This is a genomic window from Romboutsia weinsteinii (assembly GCF_002250835.2).
GTDB lineage: Bacteria > Bacillota > Clostridia > Peptostreptococcales > Peptostreptococcaceae > Romboutsia_A > Romboutsia_A weinsteinii.
Genome location: NZ_NOJY02000004.1, coordinates 23414 through 41225 on the forward strand (window position 1 = coordinate 23414; position 17812 = coordinate 41225).

General features: G+C 29.7%; 23 protein-coding genes and 1 riboswitch. All 23 genes read left to right on the forward strand.

Annotated elements, in window-relative coordinates:
* Positions 1-12 precede the first annotated feature (12 nt).
* The 23 genes from flgK (at position 13) to fliP (ending at position 17804) form a co-directional block, all read left to right on the forward strand.
* Complete coding sequence (flgK, locus tag CHL78_RS03050; protein WP_094366808.1) at positions 13-1272, forward strand: flagellar hook-associated protein FlgK; 1260 nt, start codon at positions 13-15, stop codon at positions 1270-1272.
* A 21-nt stretch (positions 1273-1293) separates the two neighbouring features.
* A complete protein-coding gene (locus CHL78_RS03055; RefSeq protein ID WP_094366809.1) occupies positions 1294-2199 on the forward strand; it encodes a flagellin N-terminal helical domain-containing protein in 906 nt (301 codons plus the stop codon).
* A gap of 11 nt (positions 2200-2210) precedes the next feature.
* A complete protein-coding gene (gene fliW, locus CHL78_RS03060) occupies positions 2211-2606 on the forward strand; it encodes a flagellar assembly protein FliW (protein ID WP_094366810.1) in 396 nt (131 codons plus the stop codon).
* On the forward strand, positions 2590-2802 hold the full coding sequence (gene csrA / locus CHL78_RS03065) for a carbon storage regulator CsrA (RefSeq protein WP_094366811.1): 213 nt from the start codon (positions 2590-2592) through the stop codon (positions 2800-2802). Before fliW ends, csrA begins: the two co-directional genes overlap by 17 nt.
* Before the next feature lie 16 nt (positions 2803-2818).
* Positions 2819-3202 (forward strand): flagellar export chaperone FliS, encoded by a 384-nt coding sequence (gene fliS / locus CHL78_RS03070; protein WP_094366812.1) that lies wholly within the window; start codon positions 2819-2821, stop codon positions 3200-3202.
* Between the two features lie 10 nt (positions 3203-3212).
* Entirely contained in the window at positions 3213-4748 is a 1536-nt protein-coding gene (fliD, locus tag CHL78_RS03075) for a flagellar filament capping protein FliD (protein ID WP_094366813.1), read from the forward strand.
* Between the two features lie 12 nt (positions 4749-4760).
* Complete coding sequence (locus tag CHL78_RS03080; protein WP_094366814.1) at positions 4761-5090, forward strand: hypothetical protein; 330 nt, start codon at positions 4761-4763, stop codon at positions 5088-5090.
* A gap of 95 nt (positions 5091-5185) precedes the next feature.
* Positions 5186-6034 carry a flagellin N-terminal helical domain-containing protein gene (locus CHL78_RS03085; RefSeq protein WP_094366875.1) on the forward strand — a complete coding sequence of 283 codons (849 nt, stop codon included), beginning with the start codon at positions 5186-5188 and terminating at the stop codon, positions 6032-6034.
* 244 nt (positions 6035-6278) lie between these two features.
* Positions 6279-6362, forward strand: a riboswitch (cyclic di-GMP riboswitch).
* 133 nt (positions 6363-6495) lie between these two features.
* The gene (locus CHL78_RS03090) at positions 6496-6822 is read left to right on the forward strand and encodes a flagellar basal body protein (RefSeq protein WP_094366876.1); all 327 of its coding nucleotides are present in this window, start codon (positions 6496-6498) and stop codon (positions 6820-6822) included.
* Between the two features lie 4 nt (positions 6823-6826).
* On the forward strand, positions 6827-7231 hold the full coding sequence (gene flgC / locus CHL78_RS03095) for a flagellar basal body rod protein FlgC (RefSeq protein WP_094366877.1): 405 nt from the start codon (positions 6827-6829) through the stop codon (positions 7229-7231).
* Positions 7232-7245: 14 nt separating this feature from the next.
* Positions 7246-7551: a flagellar hook-basal body complex protein FliE gene (gene fliE / locus CHL78_RS03100; protein WP_158540625.1), complete on the forward strand. Its 306-nt coding sequence runs from the start codon at positions 7246-7248 to the stop codon at positions 7549-7551.
* A 22-nt stretch (positions 7552-7573) separates the two neighbouring features.
* Positions 7574-9094 carry a flagellar basal-body MS-ring/collar protein FliF gene (gene fliF / locus CHL78_RS03105; protein ID WP_094368676.1) on the forward strand — a complete coding sequence of 507 codons (1521 nt, stop codon included), beginning with the start codon at positions 7574-7576 and terminating at the stop codon, positions 9092-9094.
* Between the two features lie 13 nt (positions 9095-9107).
* Entirely contained in the window at positions 9108-10166 is a 1059-nt protein-coding gene (gene fliG, locus CHL78_RS03110) for a flagellar motor switch protein FliG (protein WP_094368734.1), read from the forward strand.
* Positions 10150-10917 carry a FliH/SctL family protein gene (locus CHL78_RS03115; RefSeq protein WP_094368677.1) on the forward strand — a complete coding sequence of 256 codons (768 nt, stop codon included), beginning with the start codon at positions 10150-10152 and terminating at the stop codon, positions 10915-10917. Before fliG ends, CHL78_RS03115 begins: the two co-directional genes overlap by 17 nt.
* A gap of 13 nt (positions 10918-10930) precedes the next feature.
* Positions 10931-12238: a flagellar protein export ATPase FliI gene (fliI, locus tag CHL78_RS03120; protein WP_094368678.1), complete on the forward strand. Its 1308-nt coding sequence runs from the start codon at positions 10931-10933 to the stop codon at positions 12236-12238.
* Between the two features lie 12 nt (positions 12239-12250).
* Positions 12251-12703, forward strand: a complete 453-nt coding sequence (gene fliJ / locus CHL78_RS03125) for a flagellar export protein FliJ (protein ID WP_094368679.1) — start codon at positions 12251-12253, stop codon at positions 12701-12703.
* A 1-nt stretch (position 12704) separates the two neighbouring features.
* On the forward strand, positions 12705-13880 hold the full coding sequence (locus tag CHL78_RS03130) for a flagellar hook-length control protein FliK (protein ID WP_094368680.1): 1176 nt from the start codon (positions 12705-12707) through the stop codon (positions 13878-13880).
* Positions 13881-13890: 10 nt separating this feature from the next.
* Positions 13891-14370: a flagellar hook assembly protein FlgD gene (locus CHL78_RS03135; protein ID WP_094368681.1), complete on the forward strand. Its 480-nt coding sequence runs from the start codon at positions 13891-13893 to the stop codon at positions 14368-14370.
* Positions 14371-14424: 54 nt separating this feature from the next.
* Positions 14425-15234 (forward strand): flagellar basal-body rod protein FlgF, encoded by an 810-nt coding sequence (gene flgF / locus CHL78_RS03140; protein ID WP_094368682.1) that lies wholly within the window; start codon positions 14425-14427, stop codon positions 15232-15234.
* A 14-nt stretch (positions 15235-15248) separates the two neighbouring features.
* Positions 15249-16067: a motility protein A gene (locus CHL78_RS03145; protein ID WP_094368683.1), complete on the forward strand. Its 819-nt coding sequence runs from the start codon at positions 15249-15251 to the stop codon at positions 16065-16067.
* Positions 16057-16773, forward strand: coding sequence for an OmpA/MotB family protein (locus CHL78_RS03150; RefSeq protein ID WP_094368684.1), 717 nt, complete (start codon positions 16057-16059; stop codon positions 16771-16773). Before CHL78_RS03145 ends, CHL78_RS03150 begins: the two co-directional genes overlap by 11 nt.
* Positions 16774-16777: 4 nt before the next feature.
* Positions 16778-17152, forward strand: a complete 375-nt coding sequence (locus CHL78_RS03155) for a hypothetical protein (RefSeq protein WP_094368685.1) — start codon at positions 16778-16780, stop codon at positions 17150-17152.
* Positions 17136-17804: a flagellar type III secretion system pore protein FliP gene (gene fliP, locus CHL78_RS03160; protein ID WP_094368686.1), complete on the forward strand. Its 669-nt coding sequence runs from the start codon at positions 17136-17138 to the stop codon at positions 17802-17804. Before CHL78_RS03155 ends, fliP begins: the two co-directional genes overlap by 17 nt.
* Positions 17805-17812: the final 8 nt, after the last annotated feature.

The following is a 17812-nucleotide window of genomic DNA, read 5'->3' on the forward strand; positions in this document are numbered from 1 at the left end:
GGAGGAATATATATGGCAGGTTTATTAGGAACTTTGCATTCGGCGGCATCTGGAATGAATGCAAGTCAAAAATCTATACAAACGACATCTCATAATATAAATAATATGAATACGCCGGGGTATTCAAGACAAAGAACAGAACAAAGTGCAAGTAGACCATTAAGTCAACCAGGATTAAATAGTAACTTAGGTGCAGGGCAACTAGGAACAGGGGTAGAAATTACTGACATTAAGAGAGTACGAAATACTTTTTATGACTTTCAATTTAGAAGTGAATCTCACTCATATGGAAATATAGGTATTAAATATGATTATTACAATAACATGGAATCAATTTTTAATGAACCTTCTGAAACGTCTATCTCTACATCATTAAATAACTTCTTTAATAGTATGCATGAACTTTCAAAAGATCCTGAAAGCTTAGGGGCTAAAAATATAGTTATAGAAAATAGTAAATATTTAGCAAATACAATAAACCAAGTTTATAAAAAGATAGATAATTTAAGTAATAGCCTAGACAAGCAGACAGATGGGATATTAGATGATATAAATAGCATGCTATCATCACTAAAAGAACTTGATAAAAATATAAAGATAGTAGAGTCTACAGGAAAAACACCTAATGACTTACTAGATCAAAGAGATAGAATACTAGATGAGTTAAGTTTTAAAATAAATATACACGACAAAGATGTACAGACAGCTATAAGTGATGGAAGTTTAACTAAGGATGAATTAGGTATATTAAATGTATCTGGAGAATTGGCTGGATGCATGGAAATGAAAAGGGAGTTAGAAAACTACACTGAAAGTCTAAAGTCTTTATCTAAAGGTATAGTAGATGGAGTGAATGATATTTATGGAGGAGAGTTCTTCAAATACGGTGATTCAGATCCAGTAATAAGTGTAAATGAAGATATACTAAACAATCCATCAAATCTTACTATAACTTCGGATAAAGCACTAGAACTGTATAATTTAAAAAGTAAAAAAATAAATATAGACGGAGAAGATATTTCTATAAATAACTATTACAACTCAATAGTACAAAAGCTAGGACATTCTACACAGGAAATAAAAAGAAATGAAAAAAATCAAAGTGAATTAATGAAGAGTATAGATGGATCAAGGTTAAGTGTATCAGGAGTTTCTATGGATGAAGAGATGGTAAACTTAGTACAATTACAACATGCATATAATGCTAGTGCAAAAGTAATATCAACAATAGATTCACTTTTAGATGTAGTAGTAAATGGATTAGTAAAATAAAAATGGACAGGAGAAATAAATATGAGAGTAACCAATGCTTCTATGGCTAGTACATATTTAAGTGATACACAAAAGAGCTTGCAGAAAATAGATAAACTTAATAAACAGCTTAATTCGGGAAAAGAAATAAATAGAGTATCAGATGATCCATACAATGCTATAAAAGTGATGAACTTAAAAAGTGAAATAAATAGTGTTGAAAAATTTAATTATAACTGCGATGAAATTATGGGTTGGATGGATACCACTGATGCATCATTAGAAAGAGTTGGAGTACTGACAAGTGATATAAAAACATTATTAACTTCAATAAGTGGAACTTATGGTGAGGATGAGATAAGGTCAGTAAAAACTGAAGTTAATGAAAAATTAAAAGAGATTGCAGAGGCACTTAATTCAACTTATGCAGGAAAATACATATTTGGAGGAACAAACACTGGTGAACCACCAGTACAAGTGGTAGAGGGTGCTGATGGATTAGTAGAACTAAAATTAAGTGATACTACTAACAGCAATAAACTAAAGGTTGAAATATCTCCAGGAATAACAATAGACTATAATTTAACGGCGCATCAAGTTAGTAATAATGGGGATGGATTTAATACTTTAAATAACATAGTCAAAGCATTAGATAAAAATCCTATAGATATGGATGAAATAGGTGAATTATCAAGTGAGGTCAATGATTATATGTTAGATGTATTAGATAACAGATCTCTTATTGGAGCAAAGACAAATACTGTAGAGTCAGTAAAATCTAATAATGAAGATAACATATTAAATATGAAAAAAATATTTTCATCTATACAAGATGTAGACCTATCTGAAAAATATATAGAATTATCCAATGCTCAGTTAGTTTATAATTCATCTATGCAAGTTGGATCAAAACTGATCCAGCCAACAATACTCGATTACTTAAGATAAGGAGCATTTGTATGGAAGTTACTTTTAAAAAGGGGATACCCGGATTTGAATATTTAAGAAAGTTTAGAATAGAGGATGTAAATAATAGCAAAGATTATAAAATAATACGATCACTTGAAGAAGATATTAGCTTTAGTGCAGTATTACCTTTTAATATATATAATGAATATGAAATTGATTTGACTGAGGAAATAGTTAAAGAGTTAGAAATAAAGCACCCTACTGATGTTTTAGTATTAAATATTATAACATTAGGAAAAACATTAGAGGAAAGTACGGTAAACTTAAAAGCTCCTGTAATAATAAATGTTAGTAATAATATGGCAAAACAGTTTATAATACAATGTGATACATATGATACAAAACATTTATTAATAAGGAGAAATCAAAATGTTAGTAATTACTAGAAAAAAAGGCGAATCTATCTTAATAGGAGATGATATAGAGATACAAGTAAGTAAAATAGAAGATGGAAGTGTTAAGTTAGCTATATCAGCACCAAAGAGTAAGACCATATTAAGAAAAGAAGTATATGAAAAGGTAGAAAAAGAAAATAGACAAGCTATTATTAAAGATATAGATATAAGTGATTTATTTAGATAAAGTAGGTGGAATTATTATGTACGCAACAAACCCATATAATACATATAAACAAAACTCAGTAAACATGTCATCTAAGGAGCAATTACTATTGATGTTAGTTGATGGAACTGTAAAATATACAAAAGTAGCGCGGTTAGCAATAGAAAATAAAGATATGCAAAAAGCTCATAATGAGTTAATAAGAGTTCAAGATATATTTACAGAACTTATGGTTACTCTTGATACAAGTATCGGAAGTTTTACAAAAGATTTATATGAACTGTATGAATTTATTAAATATAAGCTGTGCCAAGCTAATATAAAAAAAGATGTATCGATGATTGATGAGGTGTTACCGCTAATTGAAGAAATAAGATATATGTGGCATGAGGCAAATAAATTAAATAATTCTAAAAAATAGGGGGTATATTATGTCTTCAATTAACTCAGTCAGAATTCCAGGTCTTGCAACTGGAATGGATACTGATAAGATGATAAAGGATATGTTAGCAAATGATCAAAGTAAAATTGATAAAGTAAAACAAAATCAGCAGATATCAACGTGGAAACAAGACAAATATAGAGAAATTATAAAGGATGTAAAAGGACTTTATGATAAATACTTTAGTGTAACATCAAAAGATTATATACTTGGATCAAAGTCACTTAATACATTGACAATAAATAGTTCTAACAGCAATGTAATAACCGCATCATCTAGTGCAGGATCAAGCGGTATTGACTATAAATTTAAAGTAGAAAGTCTAGCTCAAGAGCCACAAATGACAAGTAGTATATCTAAATCCGGAGTAAGTATTCAAAAAAATAGTAAATTAAAAGATTTAGGATTAAGTGGAGAAGTTAATTTTAAAATAAGTATAGGGGATGGAAAAGACTCTAAGGTTATATCTTTGAGTGAAGACGATACAATTGATACTTTAATTGAAAAAATAAATAGCAGTACACAAGGCGATATAAAGGCATCATTTAGTGATATGACAGGTAAGTTAACTATTAAATCTAACTCTACAGGTGAAAATAGTATAGTAAAGATTGTTGATGTAAGTAAAGATGTAGACGGTAACTTTATAGAACAAGGAACATCTAGCTCATTAGATTTTTTAGGCCTAAAAGATATAGGTGGAGTAGATATAGTAAATGGAGAAGTAAAAGGTTCTAACTCAAAGATCACCGTTATGGATAGCAAAGGAAATATAATAAAAGAACTAAGTGAATCTAAAAATTCGTTTAATATAGATGGGATTACTTACAGTGTTAATGGAGTTGGAGAAGCTAAGCTAAGTTCAACACAAGATGTAACTAATGTAGTAGATAAGATGAAATCTTTCATAGAAGATTATAATAAGATTATGGACAGTGTGTATAGTACGGTAACAGAGCGAAAATCTAGAGACTATACACCACTTACTGATGCACAAAAAGAAGATATGACAGAAAAAGAAATAGAACAATGGGAAGAAAAAGCTAAGGCCGGAATGTTAAGAAATGACTCTGAACTAAGATCATTTATGGAAGATATTAAAAATGCAATGTTTTCTCCTTTTACTGAAGCTGGAATAGGTCTATCTGAAATTGGAATTACAAGTGCTAGTGATTATAACAAACAGGGGCAAATAGAGCTTGATGAAGAGAAGTTTACAAAAGCATTGAAAGAAAATGGAGATTTAACACAAAAAGTTACCACGGGTGTATTTGAAAAAGTAAAAGATGTAATATATAAGTATGCAGGAAGTTCAAGTGGTATATTTGTTAAAAAAGCTGGTGTAGAGAAATCTTCAACCGCAATCAATAATATTTTTTCTAATCAGATAAAAAAGCAAGAAGATCAAATTAAGGATTTGATGAGAAAAATGAAAGCTAAAGAACAACAGTTATATGCTAAATTCGCAAAGTTAGAGTCTACAATGAGTAAACTTAACTCTCAAATGAGTTATCTTATGCAGTAAGGCAGGTTAATTATGGAGACAACTATAGAAAAATACAGGAAATTATCTTTAGAAATAATATTAATGCTGAGTAAGGACAACTACAATGAAGCTTATAAGATTTTAGAAGATAGAGAAGTTATTATAACCGAACTAGGCCGAAATGGAAAAATAAAACAATTTAAAGATGAATATAAAAAACAAGCTGTATATATATTTGATGATAATATAAAAGAATTTATTGAAGTAAAGATGAATCAGGTTAAGAAGGAAATAAAAGAATATCAAGTAAAGCAAAAAGGGAATTTTATCTATGCAAGTTTAAAAAAAGAGAATTTAAATTTATTTTCTAAAAAGATATAAAGTATATTATAAATATACCGATATATATAATATAAGATAAATATCTTATATACAACAGACAAGGATGTCGTTAAAAAACTAAGGAGGGTACTACAATGAGAGTAAATACAAATATGAATGCGTTATTAGCACATAATAGCACAACAAAAAATTCAGCTTTAGCAGGGAATTCTATGGAGAAGATATCTTCTGGTCTTAGAATAACTAAAGCAGGTGATGATGCAGCAGGTCTTGCAATATCTGAAAAGATGAGATCTCAAATAAGAGGATTAGATCAAGCTAATAGAAATGTTCAAGATGGTATATCTATGATACAAACTACAGAAGGTGCGCTAGAAGAAGCAGCAAATGTTGCTCAAAGAATGAGAGAGCTGGGAGTTCAAGCTGGAAATGATACGCTAGAAGCAGCTGATAGAGCTAAGATAAAAACTGAAATTGATGCTCTAGGAGAAGAATTATTAAAGATATCTCATGAAACGAAGTTCAATGGTCAACAAGTTTTATCAGCAGCTGCAACTGATAAAGTTGTACAAGCTGGAGCAAATGGTGAAACTAGAACAGTAGGAGCAGTTGACTTAGAAGGTTTAGCTGGAACTTTAACTAATGGAACAATAGATGCTGATGGTGTTGTAGCCGATGTTGATATAGCGTTAGCTGATGGAGATGAAGCTAGAGCATTTATAACAGCAGTTGATACAGCATTAACAGCTATAAATGAAGGTAGAGCTCAATTAGGTGCTACACAAAATAGATTAGAATATACTCAAAATAACTTAACAACTTCAAGTGAAAACTTAACAGCTGCAGAGTCAAGAATAAGAGATGTTGATGTAGCTAAAGAAATGGTTAACTTATCTAAGTTAAACATATTAACTCAAGCTTCACAAGCTATGATATCTCAAGCTAATCAACAACCACAAAGTGTGTTACAATTATTAAGATAATAAAGTATCAAAATATATATTCAAAACAAAAAAACATAACCATCAGGTTATGTTTTTTTGTTTTGAATATTATGAATTTAGAAATGGATATAAAATAAAATTCAAAATATAAAGACAAATATAGAAAATTTAGATACAAAATAAAGTTAAATGAATATAAAATGAAAATATTTAGCAAAAATTGTAAAAAACTATAGTAAAAAGTAGATTAAAGTAGTATAATACAAATATAGAAGAAATTAGAAAACTAAATAAGCAAAGCTAGAGAAATCTAGTGACGCAAAGCTATAGGGGCTAAGGTCAGAGACTATGCCAGCCAGTTGCCAAAGAGTTAAAAACTTTTTGTTTTGTATATCTATTTTATGTTTTATGTAATGCATTATTAGATATATTTAAGCTACTCTCTTTGGAGTAGCTTTTTTTTATGTTTTTAACTAGGCTATTTACAGAGGAGGTCATATATGGATATATATGGATTATTAAAAATGAGCTTAGATGCAACAGAAATGAGGAGTAGGACTATTGCGAACAATATATCCAATACAAATACTCCAGGATACAAAAGAAAGTATGTTAGTTTTGAAGAAACTTTAGATAAAACTAATAAAGATAACATAAAAATAGAGATTAAAGAAGATAAATCTAACTCGATAAGATTTGATGGTAATAATGTAGATTTAGAAAATGAAAAAGTAAATCAAGCAGCAACTACATTACAATACAATGCATTAATAAACATAAGTAATACAAAATTAGCACTAACTAAAAGTGTAATATCAGGAAGGTAAATTTATGAGCGTATTTGGCGGAATGAGAATTAGTGCAAGTGGTCTATCGGCTGAAAGACTAAGACTAGATGTTATATCTTCTAATGTAGCGAATATGAGAACTACAAGAACAGAAGATGGAGGTGCATATGTTAGAAAAGTGGCAGTCTTTTCAGAAAACTATGATAAAAAAATAGGTATGTTAGGTGTGAAATCAGTATCTATAGATCAAGATAAATCACCATTGAGTAAGGAATATGACCCGACGCATCCGGACGCAAATAATGATGGATATGTTGAATACCCAAATGTTGATATATTAGTTGAAATGTCTGATTTAATATCCGCATCAAGAGCTTATGAATCAAATGTAGATACATTAAATGCACAAAAGAATATAATATCTAAGGCCTTAGAAATAGGAAGGTAGTAGGAGGAATATCAGTGAATACAGAGGCAATAAATAAAGGATTAGAAAGTATTAATTACAACAATATTAACGTGCATAATAAAAATGAAGAAAATAAAAATAATAAATTTTCAGAAATTATTAGTGGTGTAATAAATAATGTAAATAACTCACAAGTAAATGCAAATAACATGGTAAATAGTTTTATAAAAGGTGAGGATGTAAGTATGCATAATGTAATGCTTGCAGTTGAAGAATCTCAAATTTCTATGCAGTTGTTAATAGAAATGAGAAATAAATTAGTTGAAGCTTATCAAGAAGTGAATAAGGTACAGCTTTAATATCTAACAAGAGGTAGGGATAATGGAGCAGCAGAATTTTTTACATAAAGTTAAAGACTTTTTAAAGGCAAAAAAAGAAGGATTTATTGCGTTAAAAAAGGGAACTAAGATTGCCATAGTAATAGGTGTAATAGCAATTATTTTATCGACTATATTTAGTATTAGTTATGCCGTGAAAAATAAATACGATATATTATTTTCAGGACTAGATAGTATTGATGCGGCTAATATTAGTAAAGAACTTGAAAGTAGAAGTGTAGATACAAAAATTGAAGGAGATATAATCTATGTACCTAAAAAAGAGGTTGATAAGCTTAGGTTGGAGCTATCACCTTCTATATCAAATGGATCTCAAGGTTTTGAGATCATGGACAACGGAAGTGGATTTGGTATAACAGACGAAGAATTTCAATTAAAAAAGCAGAGAATGATGCAAGGTGAAATTGAAAAAACAATAAAGACATTCCCTCAAGTAGAAACAGCAAGGGTACATATTACGGAAGGAGAGTCATCAGTATTCTCTAAAGAAAATAAACCAGGACAAGCAGCTGTATATTTAGGTCTAAAATCAGGTCAAACACTTCAGGAGAATCAAATTAGATCAATAATCTCATTAGTTTCTGCAAGTAGCCAAAATCTACCAAAGGAAACTGTAGAGGTAATAGATCAAAATATGACTTTACTATCCGAAGGATTGTACGATGAAAATGGTAATGCTACAAATGGAAGCAAATCAAATTTACAATCAGCAAGAGAGGCTGAAAAAGAGCTAAATGAAGACCTAGAGAAATCTATTAATAACATGCTAGAACCTATGTTTGGAAAAGGCAAGGTTAAGGTTAGTGTAAATTCAGACTTAAACTTTGATTCATCTGAGAAAACTGAAATAAAGATAGACCCAGAAAAAGTCATCAAAAGTGAATCTAGAAGTGAGAATAGTTCATCTGATAGCGCTCAATCTGGCTCACCAGTAGACAACAATATGAGTAATACTGGTCAAGGAAATGGAAGTGGATCAAGTTCTAAAGAAGAAAATATTGAGTATGAGGTTGGAAAAGTAGAGACGAAAACTATTACAACAGTAGGAGAGGTAAAAAGGATAACAACATCTGTTGCAATAGATGGAGTTGTAAATGCCAAAACTATTGAAAATATAGAGAGTATGGTAGCAGGAGCAATAGGTATGGATGCTTCAAGAGGAGATAATATATCTGTTGTGGCTATGGAGTTTGATGCTAAAGGAAAAGCACAGTTAGAGGAAGCTAAATTACAAGAGCAAAAAGAGCTGATATTTAAATTAGTTGCATATTTAGTTGGAGGAATTCTATTATTAATAGCAATTATATTAGCTGCAAGCTATATAAGCAAAAAGAAGAATGAAAAAGAACTTGTAGCAATTATGGAAGATGAATCTGAAGAAACATCATTAAACTTTATAAATGAAAATAGTGAATCACTTACATTAGAAGAAGAAGTTAAGTTATTTGCTTCAAAAAATCCAGAAGAGGTAACAGAGTTAATAAAAATCTGGCTAAATGAATAAAAGGGGATTAATAGTGAATACGGATATTTTAAAAGTTGGTAATGCCTTTGATTTAGGCAGTATACATAAAAATAATAAAGTTAGTGGAGCCAAGAAAGCTGCGGTTTTACTTATGTCATTAGGAAATGATGTAGCTTCAAGTATTATAAAAAATTTACCAGAAAAGCAAATACAAAGGATAGGTGTAGAAATTGCAAATATACATACAATCAACGCCTCAGATAGAAGAACAATATTAAAAGAATTTGTAGAAATGAACAAAGAGAAAGAGTTTATTCTTGAAGGTGGTATGGATTGTGCTAAATCAATAATAAATGGGGCTCTTGGCAATCAAAAAGGAGATAAGATATTAGAAGTAATAAAGTATGATGCATACACTAAAATATTTATGTCTGCAAGAAAGGCAGATGTAGACAAAATACTTAATTGTATACAAGGAGAAAGTGCTCAAACAATAGCAATAATCTTAGCTCATATACAGTCAGAAAAATCTGCTCAGATATTATGCAAGTTACCAGAGAAACTACAAGAAGAAGTAGCTCTAAAGGTTGGGAGTATGTCAAATATATCACCAGCAATTATTAGGGCTGTAGATATTACATTAGAAAAGAAATTAAATGATTCAGGAAGTACAGAAATTGATAGCTCAAATGGAGTAGACAGTCTAGTCGAAATACTTACTAATGTAGATAGGAAGACTGAAAAGAACATATTAAGTTTTCTTGAAAGTAAAAATAATTCTCTAGCTGAGAAGATAAAGTCTAGCATGTTTGTATTTGAGGATATAGCAAACTTAGATAGTATATCAATACAAAAAGTACTTAAGGAAGTTAACTTAAAAGATATAGCTATCGCACTTAAGGGATCACCAGAAGAGGTATCAGAAACTATATTTAAAAATCAATCACAAAGAGCTTCTCAAGTTCTTAGAGAAGAAATTTATTTACTTGGAAGTGTAAAAGTATCTCAGGTAGAAGAATCACAACAAAATATAGTTAGTATAGTTAGAAGATTAGATAGCGAAGGTGCTATAACATTAGTAAGGAGCCCTGAAGATGAGCTTGTTGTATAAAGATAGAAATATAATTAGAGGTAAAGAGGTAGACTTAAAAGGAAGAGTAAGTTTAAATACAGCTAAAATAATAGAGTTAGACAAAATCGAATCTCTAGACGATTTATTAATAAAAAAAGATCTCATTGAGATAGAGATTAATAATGCGAAAAAAGAACATAGCAATATAATGATGAGGACTGAGCAACTTAGTACTGACATAATAGAATCTGCAAGAAAAGAAGCAATTGATATAGAAAAAAAAGCCTATGAAAATGGGTATAGTCAAGGTCTGAAAAATGGATATGAAGATGGATATAAAGAAGCATATGAAACTAATGTAGAAAAAGCAAAAGTGGAATCAGCCTCTATAATAGAAAAAGCTAACGAAATTTTAGCTGATTCAAACAAAGAAGTTATAAATTTACTAGAAGATAGTAAGAAAGATATATTATCATTATCAATATTTATTGCAGAGAAGGTCTTAAGAGAAAAATTTAATGATGAAAAGTCTATGACTCATATATTAGAAGACATATTAAGAGAATATGAACTTAAAAATAGCATTGTTATAAAAATAAATCCACTATATATAGAAAATCTACAATGTGAAGTTAAGAAATGGAAGAAAAGTTATAGTATAAATGACAATATCTTTGTAATCGGAGACAGAGATATAGAAACAGGTAATGCGGTAATAGAACACAATAAAGGGAGATTAGTTGTAGGTATAGACTCAATTTTAAATAGAATAAAAGAAGAGTTATTATAGATACGGAGGAAAGATGATATCCATAGATTTTGATAAAGCTATTAGTAAAATAAAAGATATAGCTCCAGTAATATCAGAAGGTAAGGTAAAAAAGGTTATAGGTCTTACCGTAGAAGTGGAAGGGATTAAAACTTTTGTAGGAGAGCTATGTACAATATATAACCAATATAATCAACCAATAAGTTGTGAGGTAGTAGGGTTTAGATATAATGAAATTATACTAATGCCTTTGGGTGAGCTGGTAGGGATAGGTCCTGGATGCAGGGTAGTATCTAATGGAATTCCATTTAGTGTTAGATGCAGTGATAAACTACTTGGAAAGGTAATAGATGGTATTGGAAACCCTATAGATGGAAGTGATATTTTGTCTGGTGAAAGATATAGCCTATTCAATCAACCTCCAGATCCTATGAAAAGAAGGCGTATTAAAGATATTATGCCTACGGGAATAAAAGCAATAGATGGATTTATAACTTGTGGTGAAGGTCAACGGATTGGAATTTTTGCAGGTAGTGGTGTTGGTAAAAGTACCACTTTAGGTATGATTGCAAAAACAGCACAAGCAGACGTAAACGTTATTGCATTAATAGGAGAAAGAGGAAGGGAAGTACTTGATTTTATAGAGAGAGACTTAGGTCCAGAAGGCATGAAAAAATCAGTAGTAGTATGTTCGACTTCTGATAAATCACCTCTCGTAAGACTAAAAGGAGCATTAACAGCAACGTCAATAGCAGAGTATTTTAGAGACCAGGGGAAAAAAGTTATCCTTATGATGGATTCAGTTACAAGATTTGCTATGGCTCAAAGGGAAGTTGGCTTGGCAATTGGAGAGCCACCAGCACAAAAGGGATATACACCTTCTGTATTTGCTGAACTTCCAAAACTTATGGAGAGAACAGGCATATCAGATAAGGGATCAATTACAGCTTTTTATACTGTACTAGTTGATGGAGATGATTTTAACGAACCTATAGCTGATACTGTAAGAAGTATACTAGATGGGCATATTGTTTTATCAAGAGATTTAGCACATAAGAATCATTATCCAGCAATAGATGTACTTAACAGTGTAAGTAGACTTATGAATGAAATCTGCGATGAAGAGCACAAAAAAGTAGCTTCATATGCTAGGGATATAATGGCTACCTATAAAGAAGCAGAAGACTTGATTAATATAGGAGCTTATGAAAGCGGATCCAATAGAAAAATAGATTTATCTATTGATTATATAGATAGAGTAAATTCTTTTCTAAAGCAAGGAATAAATGAAAATACAACATATGAAGAAAATATAAATAATTTAAAAACTATATTTATGTAAAGGGTGACTTAATTGAAGAATTTAGATTTTAGACTACAAAAAGTATTAGATATAAAAATGAGAGATGAAGAAGCTAGCAAAGTAAGGTATATAGAGGTTGAGAATAACAAAAAAGTAGTAGAAATTGAGTTAGATAGACTAAAAAATAACTACAATAAATATTCAAATATAAATGATATTAGTGATGTGTTAACTCAGAAAATAACAGCTAATTATTTATCATCACTATCTTATACAATAGACAAAACTGAGAATGATTTAGAAAAGAAAAAATCAGAGGCTAATATAGCTAGAGAAGATCTTATAAGTAAGCAGGTTGCTAGAAAATCATTAGAGAAACTAAAAGAAAATAAGCTTAAAGCTTTAAAAAGAGAATCAGAACAAAAGGAACAAATAATCAATGATGAATATGCATTGTACTCATATATGAGGCAAAGAGTACAACTAGATTACAAGGTAAATTAGTATGAAATTAGAAATGTCATCACAAGTAAGGGATTACACTGATAATAAAGCTATTTTAAATTTTAAAGAAAAACAAAATAGTAAGAGTTTCTTAAATATATTGCAAGAAAATAACGATAAAAGAAATAACAAAATACATAATGATAATTTATTAGAAAATGAACAAGAAGATGATATAAAAGAATTTTTAAGCTCAATTATTAGTATAATAAATAACATTACCAATAATGATAGTGAAAGACAGGATATTAAAAATAATGATTTACTTGATATAGATATTTATGAAAATACATCTATAATAAAAAATTTCTTAGTAGAAAATAACACTGATGAAATTAATAAAGCTATCGAAGAAGTAGATAGAAATAACTACATTATAGGAACTAAACTTAATAATAAACCTATAGGAGAGATCTTAAACGAAATATTAAAAAAAATATCAAATGAAAAAGTAAATATTAATCAAGACAATATCGTATATGATTATAAAAAAGAAAATTCTGAAATTGAATTTGGTAAAGAGATAGATGCAGAATTTACAGGCCTAAATAAAAATGATAACACTACTCTTGATAATAAATTAGGTATTAACAAAATAATTTCAGGAGATGAACATTTTGATAAAAATATAAAAATACTTAAAAACATAGTACAAGACGATTCAAGTAAAAATGTATTATTTGTAAATCAAGAAATATTAAATATAAGTAATAACATAAGCAGTATAAAATATGAAATCAATCCATCTATAGCTATTCGAGAGAGTGTTATGGTTGAGGATATTGTAAAGAATATTAATTATTTACAAAGTAATGACCTAAAAGAGTTAAAAGTAAATTTAAGCCCAAAAGAGCTAGGAGATATGGTGATTAAAATTATAAAAAGCGAAAAAGAATCGAGGGTTTTAATTACTGTATCTAAAGAAGAGATATTTAACCTAGTAAGTAAAAATATAGATGAAATCAACAAACATCTGAGTGATTTAGATATAAGGGTAAAAGATGTTGAAGTAGAGATAAAAAGTGATAATCAAAACTATTTTTCAGAGAACTTTAACAACGAGTCTAAGGAAGGAAATAGTAAGCGGTCTCACCACAATACATATGGAAATGAAGATAATATAGATATTTTAGAAGAAGAAAAATCATCAGATGAGAACCTAAATTTGTTAGCGTAGTGGAGGAAAAATGGAAGCTATAAGTGCAAGAAGTACAAACTATAATAAAACAGAAAATGGGACATCAATAGTACCAAAAGGTGAAGAAGTAGACAAAGATATATTTCTAAAGATGTTGGTTGCTCAGATGGTAAATCAAGACCCATTTAATTCACAAGATCCAACAGAATATATAACTCAGTTAGCACAGTTTACAATGTTAGACCATATGATGTCCTTAAATGATTCAATGGAATATCTTGTTGGAGTAAATAATGGAATCTTGGTAAATACAGCAATGTCCACAGCATCATCATTAATAGATAAACATATAGAGGTAAAGGAATTTGATGAGGATGGAACAGAAATTAGTGGTTCGGGAGTAGTAAAAAGTACATTTATTAAAGATGGAATAGTATATTTAGAAGTTAAACTAGATGATAGTGAAGAAATAAAATCTTTTAGATATGAAAGTTTAGTCAAGATAAATTCAGATAAAGAGAATAAATAAACTGCAAAAAAATTAATATAAAATTTAGTATACGAATGAGAAGGGGAAATATAGATGTTAAAGTCAATGTACTCAGGAATAAGTGGAATGAAAGCAAATCAAACAAAAATGGATGTAGTAGGTAACAATGTAGCAAACGTAGGAACAACAGCATTTAAAAAATCTAGTTCGAGATTTACAGATTCATTAAATCAAACTATGATACATGCTAGTGCTCCTACTGGAGGTATAGGTGGAACAAATCCTGGACAGATAGGTATTGGAACAAAAGTATCTGGAATATATAAACACATGGGTCAAGGATCATTACAGCCAACAGGAAGAAATACAGATTTAGCACTTGATGGAGATGGATTCTTCGTCGTTGAGAAAGATGGAGAGACTGCTTTTACTAGAGATGGGTCATTTTCATTAGATGAAGATGGAACTTTAGTAACTGCAGATGGGTATAGAGTAACTGATGATGCAGGAAACATTATCGTTATACCAACAGAAGTAAACGACGGAGGAGTAGATAAAAAAGTAATATCTTTAACTGTTTCAAAGGATGGAACTATATCTCTAGGATTAGAAGATGGTACAAAGGTAGAAAACCATGCAACAGTAAGAGTAGCAGTATTTCAAAATTCAGAAGGATTAATAGCACAAGGTGGAAATCTTTATGTACAATCAGCCAACTCTGGTGATCCAATATATGGAGATGCACATGGTTCAATAATACAAGGGGCAATAGAAATGTCAAATGTAGACCTTTCTGAAGAATTTACAGAGATGATAGTAACTACGAGGGCATTCCAAGCATCAAGTAAAGTAATAACTACAAGTGATGAATTACTACAAGAAATTATAAATCTTAAAAGATAGGTAAGGTAACTACTATGAGAAAGCAGGATATACTAACTCCAATTGGGTTAATACTTGGATTTGGGTTTGTACTTTATGGAATAAGTATTGGTGATACAGGATTATCAGCTTTTATAAGTATGTCTTCTTTAGCAATTACAGTAGGTGGATCTTTTTCAGCACTACTTATAACTTATTCTTTAGATGAAATAAAACTACTTTTTAGAATGACTATAAAATCATTTACAGTTAATAAAATATCTAGGGAAGATGTAATATTTGATTTTAAGGATTTGATAAGAAAATCAAGAGTAGAAGGCTTACTTTCTTTAGAAGAAGAGTTAGAAGTTATAGAAGATGATTTCTTTAAAAAAGGAATAGAGCTAGTAATTGATGGAATAGATGAATCGACAATAAGAAGTATACTTACAATGAAGATAAAAGAATCTGAAAGGAAATATGAAAAGGCAGCTAAAATATATAAAACTTGGGGATCCTATGCACCTGCATTTGGTATGATAGGAACTTTAATAGGTCTTATTCAAATGTTAGCAGATTTACAGAGTCCAGAAGTAATTGCATCTGGTATGGCAAATGCATTAATAACCACTTTTTATGGAGCGCTTCTGGCTAATATGATACTAATGCCATTAGGATTTAACCTACAGGCAAAGGCAAGAAATGAAGTTGATTATAAAGAAATGGTTGCAGTTGGAGTTTTAAGTTTAAAGAATGGAGAAAGCATGAGCATTATTGAGGATAAACTTATAAACTTCTTAAATGAAAAAGAAAAAAATAGATATTTTAGTAATCTTTCACAATATGATAAAGGAGTGAGCTCATATGCTCAATAATAGAGCAAGAGAAGAAGATGTAGAAGATGATATAGATGCAAATAGCTGGCTAACTACTTATTCAGATACTATAACATTACTATTAACTTTCTTTATCTTACTATATTCTATGTCAGTAATAGATAATGAAAAGCTAAAGCAGGTATCAGGAGCATTACACAGTGAATTAACAGGTAGGCCACTATTAGTAGAAAATATAGATGAAGTAGTAGATGGAGTTGAGCCAATGATACCAGAGCAAAGTGATTATGAATCCCTAGTAGAGAAGGTAAATATAATATTAAGTGAAAATGATTTGCAAGATGCTGTAAAGATAAGAGAAGAAGATAGAGGTGTAGCTTTACAACTAGAAGAATCCATCTTATTTGATCAAGGTAATGCTGATTTAAAAGAAGGTAGTAAGACTATATTAGATGTAATTAGTGATATTCTACCAAAATTAGATAATCAAATAGTAGTAGAAGGACACACAGATAATGTACCTATAAACTCATCTAGATATGCCTCAAACTGGGAACTTTCAACAGCTAGATCAGTCAATGTACTTAGATATTTTGTAGAACAAAAAAACTTTGAGCCAACTAGACTTTCAGCTACAGGATATGGAGAATACAGACCATTAGTAGAAAATACGAGTGATGAAAATAAATCTATCAATAGAAGAGTTGATATAGTAATAATTGAACAAAAGGAGACGGACAAATAATCCTATGGGAGATAATTTAATTGAATATCTAATTAATTTGAGTGTTTTTATTCCTATTGTTTTAATACTGATAGTAGTTTCAATAAAACTGAGCAAAGTAAACATAGAAACAAATAAAAAGAATAATTACATTAGTATATTAGAAAAAACTAATTTAAATAAAGATACTAGTATCTTAGTTTTAAAAACAGGAGATGAAGGATTTGTAATAATATCTTCACCATCTCATACGGAAAAAATCAAGAAATTAAGTAAGGATGAGATTTTACTAATTGAAAATAGCAAAATCTCAATGAGAACGGATTTAAATAAAATTAATATTAAAAAGTTAGCATCTAAATTTGATACAAGGAAGAATAGGGATGGAGAGTTTGAATAATATATTAGCTAATGCAAGTGAGTTTACACCATTAATGAAATTATTCTTGATAATGACATTTTTTATGTTTTTGCCTACAGTTATATTTATGGCTACTAGTTTTATAAGGATAATCATTAGTTTTTCATTTATAAAATCAGCACTTGGAGCTCAACAAAGTATACCAAACCAGGTACTAATAGGATTAGCAATATGTTTAACCATATTTATAATGTCACCAGTGATAAGCGAAATTAATGAAAATGCAATAAAGCCATATATAAATGAAGAGATTAATCAAAAAGAGGCATTAGAAGAGGCACAAAAACCAATAAGAAAATTTTTGCTAAAACAGACTAGAGACGAAGATTTAAAACTATTTGTAGACAGCAGTAAAATAGATAAAAAAGAGATGACAAAAGAAAATATACCCCTACATGTGTTGGTACCAGCATTTGCTATAAGTGAATTAAAAACTGCCTTCCAAATAGGTTTCTTAATATATATTCCATTTTTAATAGTAGACTTAGTGGTATCAAGTACTTTGATGTCAATGGGGATGTTTATGCTTCCTCCAGCATCTATAGCTCTTCCATTTAAATTATTATTATTTATTATGGTAGATGGATGGAACTTATTGATTAAATCATTACTACTAAGTTTTACAGGATAAGAGGAGAT